The 16,049-nt window shown below is 72.3% G+C and carries 16 protein-coding genes; 4 read left to right on the top strand and 12 right to left on the bottom strand.

Annotated features, from left to right (window positions below):
* Positions 1 to 23 precede the first annotated feature (23 nt).
* The 7 genes from B7K25_RS04520 to hisC form a co-directional block, all read right to left on the bottom strand.
* On the bottom strand, positions 24 to 1,418 hold the full coding sequence (locus B7K25_RS04520; RefSeq protein ID WP_200807847.1) for an MFS transporter: 1,395 nt from the start codon (positions 1,416 to 1,418) through the stop codon (positions 24 to 26).
* Entirely contained in the window at positions 1,415 to 2,836 is a 1,422-nt protein-coding gene (locus B7K25_RS04515) for a dihydrolipoamide acetyltransferase family protein (protein WP_200807846.1), read from the bottom strand. Before B7K25_RS04515 ends, B7K25_RS04520 begins: the two co-directional genes overlap by 4 nt.
* Positions 2,837 to 2,845: 9 nt before the next feature.
* Positions 2,846 to 3,913 (bottom strand): alpha-ketoacid dehydrogenase subunit beta, encoded by a 1,068-nt coding sequence (locus B7K25_RS04510; RefSeq protein ID WP_084104548.1) that lies wholly within the window; start codon positions 3,911 to 3,913, stop codon positions 2,846 to 2,848.
* Positions 3,910 to 5,040 carry a thiamine pyrophosphate-dependent dehydrogenase E1 component subunit alpha gene (locus tag B7K25_RS04505; protein WP_084104547.1) on the bottom strand — a complete coding sequence of 377 codons (1,131 nt, stop codon included), beginning with the start codon at positions 5,038 to 5,040 and terminating at the stop codon, positions 3,910 to 3,912. Before B7K25_RS04505 ends, B7K25_RS04510 begins: the two co-directional genes overlap by 4 nt.
* A gap of 85 nt (positions 5,041 to 5,125) precedes the next feature.
* Entirely contained in the window at positions 5,126 to 5,869 is a 744-nt protein-coding gene (locus tag B7K25_RS04500; protein WP_084104546.1) for an ABC transporter ATP-binding protein, read from the bottom strand.
* On the bottom strand, positions 5,862 to 6,719 hold the full coding sequence (locus B7K25_RS04495) for an ABC transporter permease (protein WP_084104545.1): 858 nt from the start codon (positions 6,717 to 6,719) through the stop codon (positions 5,862 to 5,864). The genes B7K25_RS04500 and B7K25_RS04495 overlap by 8 nt, the downstream gene beginning before the upstream one ends.
* A gap of 98 nt (positions 6,720 to 6,817) precedes the next feature.
* Positions 6,818 to 7,912, bottom strand: a complete 1,095-nt coding sequence (hisC, locus tag B7K25_RS04490) for a histidinol-phosphate transaminase (protein WP_084104544.1) — start codon at positions 7,910 to 7,912, stop codon at positions 6,818 to 6,820.
* Between the two features lie 74 nt (positions 7,913 to 7,986).
* Between hisC and B7K25_RS04485 the strand changes: the two genes are divergently transcribed.
* Positions 7,987 to 8,373, top strand: coding sequence for a phage holin family protein (locus B7K25_RS04485; protein ID WP_084104543.1), 387 nt, complete (start codon positions 7,987 to 7,989; stop codon positions 8,371 to 8,373).
* Here the strand turns inward: B7K25_RS04485 and B7K25_RS04480 are convergent.
* On the bottom strand, positions 8,339 to 9,901 hold the full coding sequence (locus B7K25_RS04480) for a hypothetical protein (protein WP_084104542.1): 1,563 nt from the start codon (positions 9,899 to 9,901) through the stop codon (positions 8,339 to 8,341). The two genes, B7K25_RS04485 and B7K25_RS04480, sit on opposite strands and share 35 nt — an antisense overlap.
* A complete protein-coding gene (locus B7K25_RS04475; protein ID WP_084104541.1) occupies positions 9,898 to 10,161 on the bottom strand; it encodes a hypothetical protein in 264 nt (87 codons plus the stop codon). The genes B7K25_RS04480 and B7K25_RS04475 overlap by 4 nt, the downstream gene beginning before the upstream one ends.
* Positions 10,162 to 10,255: 94 nt before the next feature.
* Between B7K25_RS04475 and purB the strand changes: the two genes are divergently transcribed.
* On the top strand, positions 10,256 to 11,689 hold the full coding sequence (gene purB, locus B7K25_RS04470; protein WP_144018844.1) for an adenylosuccinate lyase: 1,434 nt from the start codon (positions 10,256 to 10,258) through the stop codon (positions 11,687 to 11,689).
* 201 nt (positions 11,690 to 11,890) lie between these two features.
* Here purB and B7K25_RS04465 read toward each other — a convergent pair whose 3' ends face one another.
* The 3 genes from B7K25_RS04465 to B7K25_RS04455 are packed head-to-tail and all read right to left on the bottom strand — an operon-like array spanning position 11,891 to position 14,458.
* Positions 11,891 to 12,571, bottom strand: a complete 681-nt coding sequence (locus B7K25_RS04465) for an MOSC domain-containing protein (RefSeq protein ID WP_084104540.1) — start codon at positions 12,569 to 12,571, stop codon at positions 11,891 to 11,893.
* Between the two features lie 10 nt (positions 12,572 to 12,581).
* On the bottom strand, positions 12,582 to 13,916 hold the full coding sequence (locus tag B7K25_RS04460) for a hypothetical protein (RefSeq protein WP_084104539.1): 1,335 nt from the start codon (positions 13,914 to 13,916) through the stop codon (positions 12,582 to 12,584).
* Positions 13,916 to 14,458, bottom strand: a complete 543-nt coding sequence (locus B7K25_RS04455) for a sigma-70 family RNA polymerase sigma factor (protein ID WP_084104538.1) — start codon at positions 14,456 to 14,458, stop codon at positions 13,916 to 13,918. Before B7K25_RS04455 ends, B7K25_RS04460 begins: the two co-directional genes overlap by 1 nt.
* A 149-nt stretch (positions 14,459 to 14,607) precedes the next feature.
* Here B7K25_RS04455 and B7K25_RS04450 point away from each other — a divergent pair, with 149 nt between their 5' ends.
* The gene (locus B7K25_RS04450) at positions 14,608 to 15,438 is read left to right on the top strand and encodes a CPBP family intramembrane glutamic endopeptidase (RefSeq protein ID WP_084104870.1); all 831 of its coding nucleotides are present in this window, start codon (positions 14,608 to 14,610) and stop codon (positions 15,436 to 15,438) included.
* Positions 15,439 to 15,533: 95 nt separating this feature from the next.
* Positions 15,534 to 16,049: helix-turn-helix domain-containing protein (locus tag B7K25_RS04445; protein WP_144018843.1), on the top strand; the 516-nt coding region annotated here is incomplete at its 3' end.

Here is a 16,049-nt window from a genome sequence, read left to right as displayed (position 1 = left end):
CCCTCCTCGCGGATGCGGCCAGGCTAGACCTTCGCGGGCTCGCCGGCAGCGTCACCGCGCCGTCGCGCGCGCCTTCCGCTCGCGAGCAGCGCGACGAGCGGGAGGAGCAGGATCGCCCCCGCCGCGGAGAGCCCGGCGTAGCCCAGACCCGCGAGGGCGACGCCCGACAGGATCCCGGCGGTCGCGCCCGCCAGTCCCATGGTGAGGTCGGCGACGCCCTGGACGTCCGTGGGCGCGGCGCGGCCGTGGTGCGACAGCACCGCGATGAGCGTCGCGGCCGCCACGGTCACCGCGGACCAGCCGAGGCCGATGAGGACGAGTCCCGCCGTCGCGAGCGCCTCCGCGGTGCGGTGCGAGCCGTGCCCGGCGTCCACCCAACCGGACGCCGCGGTGCCCGCGCACCCGACCAGCAGCGTCACCGCGCCGAGCCCCACCACCCAGCCGGCTCCGCGGCGGTCCGCGAGCCAGCCGAACACGGGAGCGAGTAGATACATCCCGGCCACGTGCGCGCTGATGACGAGGCCGATGAACCGCAGGCTTGAGCCGTGGCCGTGCAGGTGGACGCTGCTCATGGCCATGACACCCACCATCACGGCATGACCCGTGGCCATCGCGACCAGGCCCAGCCGTCCCGACGGGTGCGCCCAGGTCGCGCGAACGGTGTCGAGGATCCGCCTCTTCGCCGGCGGCGTGGCGGGCCGCGTCCCGCGCAGCCCCACGAGCACCACGCCGGCCGCGATCAGCAGGGCCACGCACGCGAAGATCCAGGGGCCGCCGAGCGGCAGGATCCCGAGCCGCGTCCCCAGCGCCGCGCCGGGCTCGATGAGGTTGGGGCCCAGGATCGCGCCGATCGAGCTCGCCCACACCACGATCGACAGCACCACGCCGCGATGCCGGTCGGCCACGCCGTCCGTGGCGGCGAAACGCGCCTGCAGGCCGGCGGCCATGCCGGCGCCCACGAGCAGGCAGCCGAGCACGAGCAGCACGAGGCTCTCGACGGCGGCCGAGGTCAGCGCCACCCCGGCGCCGACCGCAGCGAGCGCGAAGCCCAGCGCGAGCGCGGGGCGGCGTCCGGCGCGGCCCGCGAGACGGGCGAGGGGGACGGCCATGAGCGCTGCGCCGAGCACGCTGCCGGTCTGCGGCAACCCCGCGTAGGCGGCCGTGCCCGAGATCGCCTCGGCCAGGAGGCCACCCACGGACACCGCCGACGCGACGCCGATGCCGGCGACCAGCTGAGCCGAGCCCAGCACCGCGACGCGGCCCTTGGAGCCTGGCGGCGCGCCGTGGCCGATGCCGGCGTCGCCGGAACCCTCCGGGGCCGGTTCACCCGCGCGGGGCACCGCGACCGGACCGTCGACGGTCGCGGGCACGGGCACGGCCAGGGCCGGCGGGTCCTCCGCCGGTCCGGAGCCGGTCACGCCCAGACGAGTCCCTGCGCCGGGTCCTCCATGACCCGGCCGACGTCGTACAGCACGCGGGCGCCCAGCTCGCCGTCGACGAGGCGGTGGTCGAAGCTCAGCGCGAGCTGCGTCACCCACCTGACCTTGATCTCACCCTCGTGGACCCACGGCTGCTGGCGCACGGCGCCGAACGCGAGGATCGCGGCCTCGCCAGGGTTGAGGATCGGGGTTCCGGTGTCGATGCCGAGCGCGCCGACGTTCGTGATGGTGATCGTGCCGTCGGTCATCGCGGCGGGAGGCAGCTTGCCCGCGCGCGCCTCGGCGGTGAGGTGCTGGAGCTCGACCGCGAGCGCGTGCAGCGGCAGGCGGTGCGCGTCCTTGATGTTCGGCACGACGAGGCCGCGCGGCGTGGACGCGGCGATGCCGAGGTTGACGTAGTGCTTGTAGACGATCTCCTGCGCGTCTTCGTCCCACGCGGCGTTGATCTCCGGGTGGCGGCGCACCGCGAGCAGCAGCGCCTTCGCGACGATCAGCAGCGGAGTCACGCGCACGTCCTGGAAGTCGCGGTCCTGCTTGAGCTTCGCGACCAGGTTCATGGTCTCGGTGACGTCGACGGTGTGGAACTCGGTGACGTGGGGCGCGGTGAAGGCGGACTGCACCATGGCCTCCGCCGTGCGCTTGCGCACCGACTTCACCGGCACGCGCGTGGTGCGGCCGTCGCCCTGGGTCGTGCCGGTCTCGAGCCACGGCTGGTCGTCGCCGGGGTAGGTGGCGAGCGTCTGGGCCGCGGTGGCCTTCACATGCTGCTCGACGTCCTCGCGCGTCACCAGGCCGCCGGGGCCCGAAGGCGTGACGGTGGTGAGGTCGACGCCGAGGTCGCGCGCCAGCTTGCGCACCGGGGGCTTGGCGAGGACCGGGTAGTCGCCCAGGTCCTGCGCGCCGCCGACGGGCTCGAGCGCATCGGCGTTGCGCGGGCGTCGCTGCGCGGACCCGGCACGCACCCCGTACCCCACGAGCACCGCACCCGAACCCTCGTCCGAGCTCGACCCGGCGGCCGCATCGGCGCTGGGGACGGGCGCGTCCTGTGCGGGAACGTCGTGGGCAGGGCTCGCGGGCGCCGCAGCCGGTGCAGCAGCGGGAGCGGTCGCGGCGTCCGCGGACGGCGCGGGCTCCGCCGGTGCCTCGCCGTTCGGGTCCACGTCCACCTCGAGGATGGGCGCGCCCACGTCCACCGTCTCGCCCTCCTGGGCGAGCAGCCGGGACACGACGCCGTCGAACGGGCACGGGAGCTCGACCAGGGACTTCGCGGTCTCGATCTCGACGATGGGCTGGTTGACCTCGACCGTGTCGCCGGGGCCCACCATCCACGTGATGATGTCCGCCTCGGTGAGGCCCTCGCCCGCATCGGGCATGGTGAACTGCTGGAAGGTGGGCACGCGCGCTCCTTAGTGCTGCATGACCCGGTCGACCGCGTCGAGGACGCGATCGAGCGAGGGCAGGTAGTCGTGCTCGAACGTGGCTCCAGGGTAGGGCGTGTGGAAGCCGCCGACGCGGAGCACAGGCGCGTGCAGGTGGAAGAAGGCCTGCTCGGTGACGCGCGCGGACAGCTCGGCGCCCGAGCCGAAGCTCGTGGGGGCCTCGTGCACGACGACCACGCGACCGGTGCGCTTGGCGCTGCGCACCACCGCGTCGGAGTCGAGCGGGGAGATCGAGCGCAGGTCGATGACCTCCGCGTCGACGCCGTCCTTCGCGGCCACCTCGGCGGCCTGGAGCGCGAGCCTCACCGTCGGGCCATACGCGACCAGCGTGAGGTCGGAGCCCTCGCGAGCGACGCGGGCGCGAGCCATCTCCGCGGTGCCGGCGGCCTCGCCGTCGGCGGCGTCGAGCTGGGCGGTGACGCGGCTGGTGTCGACCTCGCCCTTGTCCCAGTAGCGGGCCTTGGGCTCGAAGAACATGACGGGGTCGGGGCACGCGATCGACTGCTGGATGAGGTCGTAGGCGTCCTGCGGCGTCGCCGGGGAGACGATGCGCAGGCCGGCCGTGTGCGCGAACAGCGCCTCGGGGCTCTCGGAGTGGTGCTCGACCGCGCCGATGCCGCCCGCGAACGGCACGCGGATGACGATCGGCAGCGTGATCTGGCCCTGCGACCGGTAGTGCATCTTCGCGAGCTGGGTGGTGATCTGGTCGTACGCCGGGAAGATGAAGCCGTCGAACTGGATCTCGATGACGGAGCGGTAGCCGCGCATCGCCATGCCGATCGCGGTGCCGACGATGCCGGACTCCGCGAGCGGGGTGTCGATCACGCGGTCGTCGCCGAAGTCCTTGTGGAGCCCGTCGGTGACGCGGAACACGCCGCCGAGCGCGCCGATGTCCTCGCCCATGAGCAGGACCTTGGGGTCGCGGTCCATCGCCGCGCGCAGCCCGGCGTTGATCGCGCCCGCCATCGTGAGCGTGGTCGGGGCGGGCGGAAGGGCCGATGCGCCCGCTGAGGGCCGCTCGATCGTGGCGGTCATCGTGCGGCCTCCAGGTCCTCGAAGGAGCTCTCGTAGCGCTCGAACCACGCCCTCTCGGCCTCCACGGTGGCGTGGGGCAGGGCGTAGACGTGGTCGAACATCGTGGCGGTGGCGGGCTTGGACCAGCTGCGCACCGTGGTGCGGGTGCGCTCGCCGAGCGCCTTGCACTCGGCGGCGACCTGGGCCCGGAACTCGTCGGTCAGCTCGCCGGTGCTGGTCAAATAGGCGTCGAGGCGGGCGATCGGGTCGCGCTCGGCCCAGTACTCCTCCTGCGCCTTGGAGCGGTAGCGGGTCGGGTCGTCCGAGGTCGTGTGGGCCCCGCGCCGATAGGTGAAGGCCTCGATGAGCACGGGGCCCTGCCCCGACCGCGCGTGCTCGAGCGCCCAGCGTGTGACGGCGTGGCTCGCGATCACGTCGTTGCCGTCGACGCGCACCGAGGGGATGCCGAAGCCCTTGCCGCGGTCCGCGATGGGCACGCGCGACTGGCGGGTGGCGGGCTCGGAGATGGCGAACTGGTTGTTCTGGACGAAGAACACGACGGGCGCGTTGTTCACCGCGGCGAACACCATCGCCTCGCTGACGTCGCCCTGGGAGGTGGCGCCGTCGCCGAAGTACGCGACCACCGCGCCGTCGGCGGCCGGGGTGCCGCTGGCGACCAGCCCGTCGCGGTCCATCGCCATGGCGTAGCCGGTGGCGTGCAGCGCGTGGGTGCCGATGACGAGCGAGTACAGGTGGAAGCCGTGGTCGGCGGGGTTCCACGCGCCGTGCTGCAGGCCGCGGAAGATCCGCAGGATCTCGACCAGGTCGACGTCCCGGGTCAGCGCGACGCCGTGCTCGCGGTAGCTGGGGAAGACGAAGTCGGGCTCGCGCAGGGCGTGGCCCGACCCGATCTGGGCTGCCTCCTGCCCCCACGACTGCACCCAGAGCCCGAGCTCGCCCTGGCGCTGGAGGCTCGTGGCCTCCATGTCGAACGCGCGCAGCACCGTCATGTCGCGCCAGAACGCGCGCAGGTCGTGAGCGGTCAGATGGGACGCGTAGGCGTCGAACTGCTCGTGGCCGATGCGCTCGCCGCTCGGGGTGAGGAGCTGGACGAGGCCATCGGAGGAGAGCGGACCAGTGGTGTCCACGGGGCCTCCAGGTTCCGCGGGTGCGCACACCCGCCTTCGCTAACTTACGCCAGCGTAGGCTACGGAACCGTAGGTTGCAACCGAGTCAGTTCTTCGACGCCTGGTACGCGTCGACGACCTCCTGGGGGTCGCCGTCCATCTTGAGGTTGCCGTGATCGATCCAGATGACCCGCGAGCAGGTGTCGAGGATCGAGCGCATCGAGTGGCTCACGAGGAACACCGTTCCGGCCTGGTCGCGCAGCTCGCGGATGCGGGCCTCGGACTTGGCGCGGAACTCCTTGTCGCCCACCGCGAGCGCCTCGTCGACCAGCAGGATGCGGTGGTCGCGCGACACGGCGATCGAGAACCGCAGGCGCGCGGCCATGCCGGAGGAGTAGGTCTTCATCGGCAGGTCGATGAACTCCTCGAGTCCGGAGAAGTCCACGATCTCCTGGTAGTTCTCCTCGGCCTCGGCGCGCGAGTGGCCGAGCGCGAGGGAGCCGAGGATGACGTTCTTGCCGCCCGACAGGTCGCCCAGCAGGGCTGCGTTGACGCCCAGCAGGGCGGGCTGGCTCGACGCGTACACGCTGCCGCTCGCCGGCTGCTGCAGGCCCGCGATCGAGCGCATGAGGCTGGACTTGCCCGAGCCGTTGTGGCCGATGACGCCGATCGACTCGCCCTCGCGGGCCACGAACGACACGCCCTTGACCGCGTGCACGACGCGCACGCCGCGCTGACGCTGCAGCAGCGCGCGGGTGGAGTTGGCGGCCTTGCCCGAGGCGAAGGTCTTGTACTTGATGTGGAGGTCGTCCACGATCACCGTGGGGCGGCTGGTCGCGGTGTCAGTCACGTCCGTACCTCTCCTCGGCCTTCCAGAAGTACACGATGCCGAAGGTGAAGGTCACGACGGCGGAGGCGATCGCGATCCACCACATGAACGGCTCGATGGGGTTGCCCGAGACCATGTAGCCGCGCACCAGCGCGATGAAGTCGTGCACCGGGTTGAGGCGGGCGAGCATCAGCAGGTCGGGCTGGTCCGCGAGCACGCGCTCGAGGTCGAAGAAGATGCCCGAGGTGTAGAAGACCACGCGGGACACCAGCGGGATGATCTGCGACAGGTCCCGCACGTGCACCGTGAGGCGCGCGGTGATGAGGGCGATGCCGGCGTTGAACATCGTCATCAGCAGCATGACGGGGACCAGCATGAGCCACCACCACGTGATGGGCTCGCCCAGCAGGATGAGGATCACCATCATCACGATGAGCATGGGGATCAGCTCGAGGAACTGCCGAATGACGATCGCGACCGGCAGCAGGATGCGCGGGAACGTCAGGCTTCTGACCAGCGACTTGGAGCCGACGATCGAGTTCGCGCCGCCGGACAGGCTCTTCGAGAAGTACTCGAAGATGAAGAAGCCGACGACGAGGAACGGTACGAAGTTATCGGGCCTGGTGTCCGAGGGCATGATGATGCCGAAGATGGTGCCGAACAGCGCTGCGTTGAGGATGGGCCGGAGCACGACCCAGCCCATGCCGAGGCGGTTCTCGGACATCGACGCCTGCAGGCGGTAGCGCGCGAGGGTGGCCGCGAAGTCGCGGCGACGCCAGGCGTCGGCGAGGTAGCGGTGCAGCGGCGGCCGAGCGCCGACGCGCTCCAGGCCGTTCTCGCTCGCCAGCGCCTCGAGGTCGGTGGAAGTCACACGTCTCCTTGGAAACAGGTCCTCAGCGGAGATTCCCGCGGGACACAGGCGCGACCACGTTACCAGCGGCGTGCCCGAGAACGAGAATTGCGACCACGTCAGCTCGCGTTCGCCCCGAGCGACGCGAGCGCCGCGAGCATGGCGTCGTTCTCGTCGCGGGTGCCGATCGTGACCCGGATCCCTTCCCCGGCGAACGGGCGCACGAGCACCGCGGGCTCCGCGGCGGCGAGGGCCGCGGCGATCTCGGCGGTGCGCTCGCCCGCGGCGAGCCACACGAAGTTGCCCTGCGGGTCGGGGACGGTCCACCCGAGCTCGGCGAGCGCATCGGCCACCCGTCCGCGCTCGGCGACGACGGCCTCGACGCGCTCCAGCAGCTCGTCGCGAGCGTCGAGCGAGACGATCGCCGCGGTCTGGGCCGGCGCGGACACCGAGAACGGGGTGACGCACGAGCGGACCGGTGCGATGAGTTCGGCGTCGCCGGCGACGTAGCCGACGCGAAGCCCGGCCAGTCCGTACGCCTTCGAGAAGGTGCGGGCGATGAGCAGGTTCGGGTGGCGGTCGAGCGCCGCGCGCCCGTCGATCACGTCGGGGTCGCGGACGAACTCGACGTACGCCTCGTCGAGCACCACCAGCACCCGGCTCGGCACGTGCGCGAGGAAGCCCTCGACCTCGGCGGTGCGCAGCGTCGGGCCCGTGGGGTTGTTGGGCGAGCACAGCAGGATGACCTTGGTGCGCTCAGTGATCGCGGCCGCCATCGCGTCGAGGTCGTGGCGGCCGTCCTCGGTGAGCGGCACGGGCACGGCGGTGGCCCCGGCCACCTGCGTGAGGATCGGGTATGCCTCGAAGCTGCGCCACGCGAAGATCACCTCGTCGCCGGCGCCGGTGTAGGCCTGGAGGACGTGGTGGAGCGCCGCGACCGAGCCTCCGCCCACGGCGACGGACTCCGCGCTCAGGCCGAGGAAGGCGCCGATGCGCTCGTGCAGCTCGACCGCGAACATGTCGGGGTAGCGGTGGGCCACCTCGCCCGCGGCCGCGACGGCCTGCGCGACCGACGGCAGGGGCGGGTACGGGCTCTCGTTCGAGGACAGCTTCACCGGCGGCGGGCCGTCCGCGGCGCCGCGGGCGCCCGGGACGTAGCGCGGCAGGGCGGCCACCGCGGGGCGGGGCTCGGGACGGGCGGCGGGTCGATCCATGCACCCAAGGATGGCAGGTGCCGCGGCCGTCCGGCACCTTCGGGGCCACGCGGCGTTGTGGAAGACTGCTCGCCATGAAGTTCCTGCTCAACGTCATCGTGTCCGCCGTGGCCATCTGGATCGCGACGCTCCTGCCGCTCGAGCTGGCCGTCACCGGCGGCGAGGCGGAGTGGTGGACGCGCGTCCTCGCGTTCCTGGCGCTCGGCGCCGTCGTCGCGCTGCTCAACGCGATCGTCAAGCCGGTGCTGAAGGTGTTGGCGCTTCCCATCACGATCCTGACGCTGGGCCTGTTCGCCCTGGTGATCAACTGGTTCATCCTGTGGCTCACCGCGTGGATCTCGGAGCAGGTCGACTTCGTCAACCTGTCGATCGGTGGCTTCTGGCAGACCCTCTTCGCCGCGCTCGTCATCTCGATCGCCACGGCGATCATGGGCGCGCTGGTGGGATCCCGCCGAGACTAGGCTCGGCCAGCCGCGGCAGGTCCGCGGTGCGCGAGCCCACGGCTCCCGCGGGTCGGCACGGCTCGACCTGCTGCGCCGCTGAGGCCGTCGCTCCGGCGCCGGCCGGGGGACCTCCGGCGGGCTCGTGCAGCTGCCCGTAATGGGTGCGTGTCGACTCGCCTGACAGGAACGGCGCGGACTGCTGCTTCCAGTGGGTCAGCGACGCGCTGCGGTGGCGGTCGGCAGCCGCGAGCGCCGCGGCGTAGGTGGTCGCGTGGTGCGCCCCGACGATCGTGCGGGACCGCTCGGCGAGAGCGCGGTCCTCGGTGGCCCGGCTGTCGAAGGCGACCACGGTGACGTGGGGCCCGAGGGGGTTGAGCGCGCCGTCGGCGCCGGGCGTCGGGTCGGGCGCGTTCTCGAGGTGGAGGTACTGGACGTCCGGAGCGTGGCCGATCGCCGCCGCTGGGGCACCGATCGTGAGCACGGACCTCACGTCGTACCTGCCCGTCTCGGACGCGGCGAGCGCGATGTCGGCCGCGAGCATGCCGCCCTGGGAGTGGCCTGCGAGCATCACCGGCTCGCCCGGGGCGATGCCCGCCTCGGCCATGGCCGCCAGGACCACGTCGCCGGCCTCCGAGGGGTCACCCGCCACGGCCGCGACGTTCGCCTCGATGTCGAACTCCTCGGGGTTGGCCCCCACGGTGTCCGCGGTGCCGGGGATGGTGACGATCCACGCCAGCGTGCCGTCGGCCTGCACCACGCGGTCGACCGCGACCTCGCGGGGGTGGATCGCGTCGAGCTCGGCGAGCAGGGTGCCGAGGTCCGCCAGCGAGCGCACGGGGTCGGCGTCGGGGCGCGGGCGAGGCTCGACGCCCACGAGGTCGGGCTCGCCGGCGAGGTGGTCGACCCACCGGGTGAGGGCGCGTAGGCGCTCGCGCATCGGCTCGTACCACCCGCGCCGGCGCAGGGTGACGGCGAGCAGCTCGGTGACGTTCTTGTGGAAGTAGCCCGCCGTCGGGACCGGGTCGTCGGGCGCGAGCGCCTCGCGCACGGGGTCCGTGCCCACCGCGCCGGCGATGATGCCGAGGGGGCTCGCGCTCCAGGCGAGCGCGGCCGCCGAGCGCGTGACCCACACCCGAGTGTCGACGGCGTCGCGCAGCGTCCAGGCCAGGTGCACGAAGGTCGGGACGTGGGAACGGGCCGCGTCCTCGCGCTCGAGGAGGATGCGGGCGACCTCGCCGACGCGGACGCCGATCTCCTCCGCCTCCCGCGCGAGGACCGCCGCCCCGTGCGGGCCGTCGCGCGCCTCGACCGCGGCCTCGCGGGCGTCCCACACGTGCGGCGCGACCTCGGGCAGCGCGAGCCGGTGCGCGTCCTCGAACGCGAGGGCTGCGAGCAGCAGGGCGCGGCCTGCCTCGACGAGGTCCTCCGAGGATGCGCCGAGGACGCGGGAGGCCGCCTTGAGGTCCTCCGTGACGGCCTGCGTGCCGCCCGCGCCGCCGTAGACGTTGAGGCGCAGGGGCGCGTCGCTGATGTCGGGCTGGGTCACAGCTGTCCGTGCGCGTGAGCCGCCCAGCGGGCGCGCGTGAGCCGGTCGCGGGCGTGGTCGATCGCGGCGGCGAGCGCGTGCACGCGCGCCTCGAGGTGGGCGAGCTCGGCGCGATACCGGTCGCCGACCGCCGAGACCCAGGTCACCTCGGACGCCCGCGCAAGGGCCGCGCGCGCATCGGCCACGCAGGCCTCCGCCTGGGCGAGGTGGTGCACCGGCAGGTACAGGATCGGGGCGGCGAGAGGCGCGGGCTCGGTCATGGCTCGACGCTAGGAAGGCGCTCCGAGCTCCGTCGCTGACGGCGGCGCCGCTGTGGACGACGCCCACCCGCGAGCGCCCTGGGGGCGTGGAACAATGGGCGCCGTGACCGCCTGGGACCCCGCCTCCATGACCTCGTTCGCCGCGCTCGAGCCCGCCGTGGCGCTCGGACCGCTCGACGGCCGCTACCGGGCCGCCGCATCGGCCCTCGTGGACCACCTGTCGGAGCCGGCGCTCAACCGCGCTCGCCTCCACGTCGAGGTCGAGTGGTTCATCCACCTGTGCGCCACCGCCGCCGTGCCGGGCGCACGCGAGCTGACGGCCGCGGAGACCGACCTGCTGCGCGCCATCCCGCGAGACTTCGACGCCGACGGCATCCGCGAGCATGCCGCGATCGAGAAGGTCACCGTCCACGACGTCAAGGCCGTCGAGTACTACATCAAGCGCCGCATCGAGGGCAGCACCCTCGAGCCGCTCGCGGAGCTCGTGCACTTCGCGTGCACCTCCGAGGACATCAACAACCTGTCCTACGCGCTCATGGTCAAGGGCGCCGTCGAGCAGGTGTGGCTACCGGCCGCCGAGGCGCTCGCTGCGCAGATCGCGGAGCTCGCCCAGGCCACGGCCGGCGTGCCGATGCTGTCGCGCACCCACGGCCAGACCGCCACCCCCACCACCCTGGGCAAGGAGCTCGCGGTGCTCGCGCACCGCCTCCGCCGCCAGCTCGCGCGCGTGCGCGCGCAGGAGTATCTGGGCAAGATCAACGGCGCGACCGGCACCTTCGGCGCTCACACCGCCGCCGTGCCCGGCACCGACTGGGTGACGGCGTCGCGGACGTTCGTCGAGGGACTGGGCCTGACGTGGAACCCGCTCACCACCCAGATCGAGAGCCACGACTGGCAGGCCGAGCTCTACGCCGACGTCGCGCGCTTCGGTCGCATTCTGCATAATTTGGCGACGGATGTGTGGACCTACATCTCGCTGGGCTACTTCGCGCAGGCTGCGGTCGCCGGCGCGATCGGCTCCTCCGCGATGCCGCACAAGATCAACCCCATCCGCTTCGAGAACGCCGAGGCGAACCTCGAGATCTCGGCGGCGCTGTTCGACACCCTGGGCGCCACGCTCGTCACGTCGCGCCTCCAGCGGGACCTCACGGACTCGACGTCGCAGCGCAACATCGGCGTCGCGTTCGGCCACTCGCTGCTCGCGATCGACAACGTCCGCCGCGGCCTCGGCGCGCTGTCGGTGAACGAGGCGGCGCTCGCGGCCGACCTCGACGCGTCGTGGGAGGTGCTCGCCGAGCCCATCCAGTCCGCGATGCGCGCCGCCGCCCTCGCCGGCGTCCCCGGCATGGAGAACCCGTACGAGCGCCTCAAGGACCTCACCCGCGGTCACGTCATCGATGCCGCAGCGATCCGGGCCTTCGTCGGCGAGCTCGAGCTGCCCGACGAGACCAAGGAGCGGCTCGCGGCACTCACCCCCGGCACGTACGTGGGTCTCGCCGAGTCCCTGGTGCGCGACTACCTCAGCTGAACGCGCCTCCCGAGCCAGACCGCGCATCGGCCCGTCGCGGGCATCCTGGAAGGCATTGGGTGCCGGTTTCGGCGGGAAAACGGCACTCAGTGCCTTCCAGCGCGAGCATCGGTGCCGCCAGACCTACGGGCAGCTCCTACGAGGTGCTGACGGCACGCTCGGGGCCGTTTCCGTGCACTCAGCACCTCACAGGGCTCGCGATCAGGTGAGGACCGGGTCCCCCACCGCGATCTGGCCAGGCGTCACCACGTCCAGGTAGACCGCGACGCGCAGGTCTCGCTCCGCGCCGAGCGCCTTGAGCCACTTCGTCGTGGTGTCGACCCCGTCCTGAGCGAGGTCGATGGTGCGGCAGCGCTCGATGCGCCCCGCGGTCCTCAGCACAGCAGAGCCGATGCGCACCTCGCCTTCCCAGCCCTCCTCCTCGAAGGGCTCGGTCGTCTCGACGACGAGGTTCGCGCGCAGCCGCCGGGCATCCGCATCGACGCCGAGCTCGCGCTCGCACCAGGCGAGCGTCGCGGTGCCGATGAGCGAGATCGCGCCATCGTCGAAGTGCGGCACGTCAGTCTCGGGGGCGACGGCGACGTCGGCCGCGAGCGCATCGGACAGCCACGCGTCGAGGTGGGGCGCGCCCACGACCGCGTGCCGCCCGCCGGGCCCGGTGACGACGACGCCCTCGGCCTGGGTGGCCGCACGGAACGCGAAGATCCCGTCGCGGCGCACCATGCGCTTGGTGTTCTTGCCCGACGCGAGACGGGAGTCGTGGTCGCGCACCGCGTACGCGCGGTCGCCCACCAGGCCGCGTGCGTCCACCTCGACGGAGGCAAGCGACTCGCCTCCCATCGACTTCACGGGATAGCGGCGGATCGACACGACGGAGGTCATGGCCTCCAGGCTACGGTCCCTCGATCCGCTGCCACGAGTAGACCGGTCCCGTGACCGTGCCGTCGGCGTCCACCGCTGCGGCCGCGCTCACCGCGTAGAGGTCGAAGCTCTCGGGTTCCTCGCCGGGGCAGTCCTGCAGGTCCCTGAGGTCGAAGAGCCACGCGTGCGCCGCCGCGCCCGACTCGTCGCGGTCGACGATGAGCCCCTTCTGACGCTCGGGGTACTGCGGGTCGGTAGTCGTCACCACCTCGCCCCAACGCACCCCGACGACGGAGATCGACGTGGACTCGAACGGCGCGTGACTCGTGAGCAGGGAGTCGCCCGTCCCCGGCTCGAACGTCCCTGATTCCCCTGGAACTCCGCCCGTGAGCAGGGTGCCGTCGACGTCGATCCTGAGAACGTCCTGACGAATCTCGCCGACCCACACGGCGTCGACGCTGCCGAAGCTGTCCGTCAGAGCCTGCGCCGCCTCGTCAGCGGTGAGCCACTCGGTGCCCGTGATGCGCCACTGACCGGTGCCGTGCGCCGTGCTCGGGAACGCGAAGCCGCACTGGTACGGGGTCGTCGCGGTCGCAGCCGCGATGCTCGCGCTCGGCGCGGGAGAAGGGTCGCGCTCGGGTGGGCTCGCCGTCGCGAGGGCGGACGGCTTCGGAGCGGTCTCGGTCGACGCCAGGTCGGGACGCTCCTCGAGGGTGGTGGTGGGGACGCACAGCACGCCCGTGCCCGGGGCGGTCGCCTCGGTGGAGGCCGAGATCTCGGTGGGCTCGGGCGCCTCGCCGGCGAAGCCGAACGCCACGTCGGAGCCCGCCTCGAAGGTCACCCATCCTCCGCCGGGCGCCTCGAAGACGTAGAGGCCCTCATCATTGGGCGCGATCTCGTAGGTCACCCCGCTGGTCTCGATGACTTCGACGTTGCCGCCCGGCAGGACCGTGAACTCAGCCGCCGGCTGCTGCGCGACGTCGTCGTAGATGACCCACGTCTCGCCCGCGCGCACCTCCGAGATGTCGATGCCGTGGGTGGTGGGGGACGCTCCCGGGACCGGCGCGTACGCGCCATACAGCTCCGCGCCGGAGACGGCGAAGTAGCCGTCGACGCACTCGCCCGCGCTCGGCACGAGGCCTCCGCTGATCGGCTCCGCCACCAGCGTGGGGACCTTGGCGGCGCCGAACGCCACCGCGCCCACGGACACCGCCGCCATCGAGCCGATGCCGGCCGCCCGAGCCGCACGGCGCCGGCGGACCCGGCCGCGCACCGCGCCGCCCAGAGCGTCGGCGAGGTCGTCGCCCCTGGTGGCAGCCGCATCGGCCGTCACCGTGGCCCTCATCAGATCGCGCAGATCGTCCATCATCGTGCTCCCTTCTGCGCCGGCGCCTCCACGGGCACCGAGGTGTGGTCGCCGTCCCAATCGGCGTGGGTGTCGAGCAGCACGGCCATGCGGGCCGATGCGTCTGCCAGGTAGCGCTTGACCGTCCCCTCGGCGAGCCCCAGGTGGGCGGCGATCGCGGGCACGGTCAGGTCGTCGTAGAAGCGCAGCACCATGCACGCACGCTCGCGAGGCGCGAGCCGGGTCAGGGCGTCGCGCACGTCGAGGACCGCGGCCGTGTCGGGCCGATGCGGCTCGGGGTCGCGGGTGCGCCGGTGGGCGCGCGCCGCGGCGTCGCGCTTGCGCAGGCGGTCGATGAACACCGTCGGGATCGCGCGACGTACGTAGGCCTCCGCACGGTTGACGTCGTCGAAGGCGCGTCCGCGGGAGAAGCTGCGCACCAACGCGTCCTGGAGCACGTCCTGCGCCTCGGCGTCGTCGCCCGTGAGCAGGCGCGCGTAGGCCAGCAGCCTCGCGCCACGCTCGCGCATCACCGCGTCGAGCACCGGCTCCCATCGCGCCACGCGCGCCTCCCTCACCTCGCTGGCATTCTCGCCCACACAACGCGGGCGGTGGGGCAGATCGTTGGGGAGCAGATTCTCGTCCTGCAGAGAGCCGGAGGTGAGGGAGGTGGGGACGGGACGGCGCGGTGGATCGTTAGGGTGGCGTGATCATGGACGACCGCCCCCGTACCGACGACGCTCCCGAGCCCGCGGGCCCCGCCGACGCCACCGTCGCGACGCCGAGCCGTCGCCGCCCGCGCGCGGAGATCGTCATCGTGCTGGGCCTGTCGCTTGGCTACTACGCCATCACCGCGGCGCTGCGCCTCGTCGAGCGCTACCTCGCCGAGCCGGCCATCGGCAACCAGGTCACCACCATCAACCCGTCGCGCTCCGAGATCGACTACGTCGACCTCGCGTTCCAGGTCGTGCGCCAGCTCTACCTGCTGATGCCGGTCGCGCTGGTGCTGTACCTGCTGAGCGCCGGTGGCAAGAGCGCCCTGCGGCGCCTGGGGCTCACCGGCCCGGGCCGCGCCTGGTTCAAGGACCTCGGCTCCGGCGTGCTGCTCGCCGCCTGCATCGGCATCCCCGGCCTGGTCCTGTACGCCGTCGGACGCGCGATCGGCCAGACGGTCCGCGTGGACACCTCGGGCCTGCCCGACGCGTGGTGGACGGCGACCATCCTGCTGTTCTCCGCGGCCGTCGCTGGCGTCATGGAGGAGACCATCGCGGTCGGGTATCTCGTCACCCGGCTCAAGGACCTGCGGTGGTCGCCGTGGGCGGCGATCGCCGCATCGGCCCTGCTCCGCGGCTGCTACCACCTCTATCAGGGGTGGCCGATGGCGCTCGGCAACGTCGTCATGGGCATCGTGTTCGCATGGTGGTTCCACCGCACGGGCAGGCTCGGGCCCCTCATCCTCGCGCACTGGACGCTCGACGCGGTCGCGTTCATCGGACCGGAGGTCATCGGCCAGGAGACCCTTGAGTCCTGGGGCATCTCCTAGGTGTTCTTCCCTGGGAGGTTGTGAACGCGTGAAGTAAGCGAAGACCTCCGGGACGATGTGGGTTACCACACTCACTTCGTTCCACGGAGGCCTTCGTGACCCACGCTAACGCTCCCTTGACGCCCGAGGGGCGTCGCAGGCTTGCTTCACTGATCGTCGATGACCATTGGACGGTGCGGCGAGCGGCTGAACGGTTCCAGGTGTCACCGGCCACCGCGTCGCGGTGGGCTGGCAGGTATCGTGCCGGGCTGGCACTGATTGACCGGTCGTCGCGGCCCGGCCATTGTCCGGGCCGGTTGTCGTCCAGGCGCGAGCGACGCATCATTGCACTGCGGTTCAACCGCCGTTGGGGTCCCCACCGCATCAGCTATCACCTGGGGATCCCCCGCTCGACCGTGGGGCGGGTGCTGGCCCGCTATCGGATGCCGCTGCTGCATCACCTGGACCAGGCCACCGGGCTGGCGGTGCGCAAGCCCAAGCCCGTCCACTACGTCAAGGACACCCCGGGCGAACTCGTGCATGTCGACATCAAGAAGCTCGGTCGGATCCCCGACGGTGGAGGCTGGCGCAAGGTCGGCAAGAAGACCGGCCGGCACAACAGTGGCAAACGC

It is taken from the genome of Demequina sp. NBRC 110056 (genome assembly GCF_002090155.1).
GTDB lineage: Bacteria > Actinomycetota > Actinomycetes > Actinomycetales > Demequinaceae > Demequina.
This window is presented reverse-complemented; position numbering and strand designations above follow the sequence as displayed.

What these genes read in the sequence shown, in the direction of transcription:
- B7K25_RS04510 (WP_084104548.1), bottom strand. Translation starts at nt 3,913, where the DNA reads ATGACCGCCACGATCGAGCGGCCCTCAGCGGGCGCATCGGCCCTTCCG.
- hisC (WP_084104544.1), bottom strand. Translation starts at nt 7,912, where the DNA reads ATGGATCGACCCGCCGCCCGTCCCGAGCCCCGCCCCGCGGTGGCCGCC.
- B7K25_RS04485 (WP_084104543.1), top strand. Translation starts at nt 7,987, where the DNA reads ATGAAGTTCCTGCTCAACGTCATCGTGTCCGCCGTGGCCATCTGGATC.
- B7K25_RS04475 (WP_084104541.1), bottom strand. Translation starts at nt 10,161, where the DNA reads ATGACCGAGCCCGCGCCTCTCGCCGCCCCGATCCTGTACCTGCCGGTG.
- purB (WP_144018844.1), top strand. Translation starts at nt 10,256, where the DNA reads ATGGGCGCCGTGACCGCCTGGGACCCCGCCTCCATGACCTCGTTCGCC.
- B7K25_RS04465 (WP_084104540.1), bottom strand. Translation starts at nt 12,571, where the DNA reads ATGACCTCCGTCGTGTCGATCCGCCGCTATCCCGTGAAGTCGATGGGA.
- B7K25_RS04460 (WP_084104539.1), bottom strand. Translation starts at nt 13,916, where the DNA reads ATGGACGATCTGCGCGATCTGATGAGGGCCACGGTGACGGCCGATGCG.
- B7K25_RS04450 (WP_084104870.1), top strand. Translation starts at nt 14,608, where the DNA reads ATGGACGACCGCCCCCGTACCGACGACGCTCCCGAGCCCGCGGGCCCC.